Origin of the sequence: Streptomyces sp. (assembly GCF_036566765.1) — a bacterium.
In the GTDB taxonomy this organism is placed as follows: Bacteria; Actinomycetota; Actinomycetes; order Streptomycetales; family Streptomycetaceae; genus Streptomyces.
This window is the reverse complement of the sequence record NZ_DATCVQ010000586.1, coordinates 1-2,883: the sequence shown is the minus strand read 5'-3', so window position 1 is coordinate 2,883 and position 2,883 is coordinate 1. Positions and strand designations below refer to the sequence as shown.

Here is a 2,883-nt window from a genome sequence, read left to right as displayed (position 1 = left end):
CGCCGGCCGCGGCCGCCAGCGTGCCGGCCGCCACGAGCACCACGATGCCGAGCCGACCGCTGCCCCGCGCCGCCGCGAGGCCGTCGATCCAGCCGCTCAACGCCCCGAGGTCCAGAGCCCGGCCGTGCCCCAGCACCGACGCGACGGTCACCGCCGCCACGAACAGCGCACCCGGCAGCAGGAGCAGCGTGACCCAGCGCTCGGCCAGCCGCCTGCCGAGCTCCCCGAGGAACGCGTTCACAGCGGGATCTCCACCTGGACCAAGGGCGTTCCCAGCGCTTCGCACAACGGGCCGGGCGAGGGCGAGGCCCCGGTGTCGCGCTCGGCGAACCGGGAGCAGCGCCGCGCCGCCGGACACACCCAACCGCGCAGCACCGGATGGCCGACGGCCCCCGGCACCATGCGGTGGTCCCGCCTGGGGATCGTGAGGTTCTCGATCCCGTGGCGGGCGAAGCCGTCCTCCAGCGCGTCGAGTTCGGTCCGTACCTGCTCCGGATCGGTCCCGTCGCGCACCGCGCCCAGGACCCGCTCCAGCTGCTGCCCCACCCCGTACTCCCGTGCCCGGCGGGCCAGTTCACCGCCGGTGAGCCGGCGGCAGAGCCGGTCGAGCCGATCCGCCATGTCGTGCATGCGCCCTCCCGTCCAAGGTCGTCACGGCAGAGAATGGCAGAGAATGGCAGACCGCGGTCGGATACGGGACGGGAGCGCAAGGTGGCCATCGAGTTGAGTCTGTACGCCGAACTGCGCGCCCGCGTCAGCCGGTTCGAGGAGACCAGCGATCCGGGGCTGCTGCTGGAACCCATGGCCGTGCAGATCGCCGAGCTCGCCGACCAGGCGATCCGGGACAACCCGCTGCCGCCCGAGGCCGACCTCGCGTACACCGTCGCCGTCGCGTACTGGCAGCTCCACCTCGCCTCCGCGTCCTTACCCGGCGGCGGCCGGGCCGAGCGGAACCGGGCGCTGGAGCTGTGCGCGTGGCTCGACGTCCTCACGCCCGACCTCGTACCGCCGCAGGTCCGGGCGGGCGTCCGCAGGCTGCCCCGGCCGCCGAGGCGACTCGCCCGGATCGCCCGGAACCAGGACCTCCGGCTCGAGGCGCTCTACGACCACGCCGCGATGGCGGTCGAGCGGTACCAGATGATCCGGGACGGTGCGACGCTCGGCATCGCGATCACCCTGCTGCGCGAACTCGTGCGCTCCACCCGGGGGTTGCTCGAACTGCTCCCGGAGGAGGAGCGGCCCCGGAGCGTCCGGGCCAGGACCGCGCTCGGCGTCGCCCTCCAGATGGAGCTGGCCCGCACCGGCGACCTCGGCGTCCTCGCCGCCGCCCGCGCGGCGAGCGAGGAGGCCGCCCGGCTGTGCGCCACAGACGACCCGCAGCGCCCGCTGGTCGTGTTCAACCACGCCTCGCTGCTCTTCGACGCCTTCCGTCGGACCGGCGACGAGTCTGCCCTGGAGGAGAGCCTGCGGGTCAGCATCGTCGCCCTGAACCTCACGCCCGCGCAGGACCCGCAGCGCGCCGTCCGGCTCTGCCATGTGCAGAACCTGTACTCGGCGCTGTACGACCGCTCCGCCGACCTGGACGTGCTGCGCTCGGCCGTCGACTTCGGCGCGGAGGCCGTGCGCACCGTGCCCGCCGACGAGCCGCAGCGGGCGGCGATCCTGAACAACTACGGCAAGGACCTGCGCACCCTGTTCAAGGAGACCCGCGACCCGGCGCTGCTTCGGCGGGCGGCGGACGCGTTGCGCGCGTCGGTGGCGGGGTCGCAGCACAACGACCCGAACCGGCTGCGTCGCCGGCTGCTCCTCACCAGCACCCTGCTGGATCTCGCCGCCGACAGCGGGGACACGGGCGCGGGCACGTCGCTCGTCCACGAGGTCCTCGCCCTCGCCGAGGACAACGTCCGCCTCGCCCCGCCCGGCCACTCGTCCTACCGCGACAGCGCCGAACTGCTCCGCAGGGCCCAGGCGCTGGCCTTCGCGGCGCGGCACGCCCCGCCCGACCCGGTCGACGAGGCCCGGCGGCGGGTACGGGAGGAAGGCCCCGGCACGCGGCTACGGCGAGCCCGGCGCGTGCTCGCCCGCACGCTGCGGGACCGGTACGACGAGACCGGCGACCTGGACGCCCTCACCGAGGCGATCGGGCTGCTCCGCGAGCTCGACGGCCGTCCCGACAGCCCCCGGGACCCCGACTTCACCGCCGCCCAGCACCTCACCGCGCTCACCGAGCTGAGTGAGGGACTGTTCGACCTGTACCGGCTGCGCCACGACCTCGCCGCGCTCCAGGAAGCGGAGGACGTCGCCCGCCGCGTCGTTGCCGCCGCACCGCCCTCCGGCATCGCCCGCGCCGTGCCGGTGGCGCACCTCGGCGAGGTGCTGCTGCGCGGGGCGGACCGGCTCACCGACGAGGACGCGTACGTCGAGCGGGTCGCCGAAGGCATCAACTGCTGTCTCGAGGCCCGCGAGATCTGCCCCGACGACCACCCTCTCAAGCCGTCCTTCACCGCCCAGGCAGGCGTCGCCGTCATGGACCTGTGCGGCGGACCCGAGCCCGAGCCGGCCCTGCTGGAGCTGTCGCTCGCTCTGCTGCGCGAGGCCGTCGCGGCGATCCCCGTAGGCGCGCAGAACGGCCCCATGGTGCGCTCCGCCTGCGCCGAGACGCTGCTCGCCTGTCACCGGGCGCGCGCCGCGCTGCCCACGCCCGAGCCGCACGCTCTCGCCGAGGCCACCGCCCTGCTCCGAGAGGCCGACGCGGCCGTGGACGCCGCACACCCGGACCGGCTCGAGTTCCTGCTCGGGCTCCATCAGACGTTCGCCGCCGAGGCCGCGCAGGCGACGGCGGCCGGTGACCGGGCCGCCGCGGAACGGGCCGCCGCCGAGGCC

The 2,883-nt window shown here is 75.1% G+C and carries 2 protein-coding genes and 1 pseudogene; 1 reads left to right on the top strand and 2 read right to left on the bottom strand.

The annotated features are described in order from the left end of the window. Both VIU94_RS33865 and VIU94_RS33860 read right to left on the bottom strand, forming a co-directional pair. Positions 1-241 (bottom strand): annotated as a pseudogene (locus tag VIU94_RS33865) (hypothetical protein); the annotation flags it as partial. Continuing rightward, positions 238-630 carry a hypothetical protein gene (locus VIU94_RS33860; protein WP_331917482.1) on the bottom strand — a complete coding sequence of 131 codons (393 nt, stop codon included), beginning with the start codon at positions 628-630 and terminating at the stop codon, positions 238-240. The pseudogene VIU94_RS33865 and the gene VIU94_RS33860, both read right to left, overlap by 4 nt. An 81-nt stretch (positions 631-711) precedes the next feature. Between VIU94_RS33860 and VIU94_RS33855 the strand changes: the two genes are divergently transcribed. Continuing rightward, positions 712-2,883 (top strand): hypothetical protein (locus VIU94_RS33855; protein ID WP_331917480.1); only part of this gene is annotated, 2,172 nt, incomplete at its 3' end.

Excerpts from the sequence above, each read along its gene's own strand:
- VIU94_RS33860 (WP_331917482.1), bottom strand. The coding sequence starts at position 630 with ATGCACGACATGGCGGATCGGCTCGACCGGCTCTGCCGCCGGCTCACC.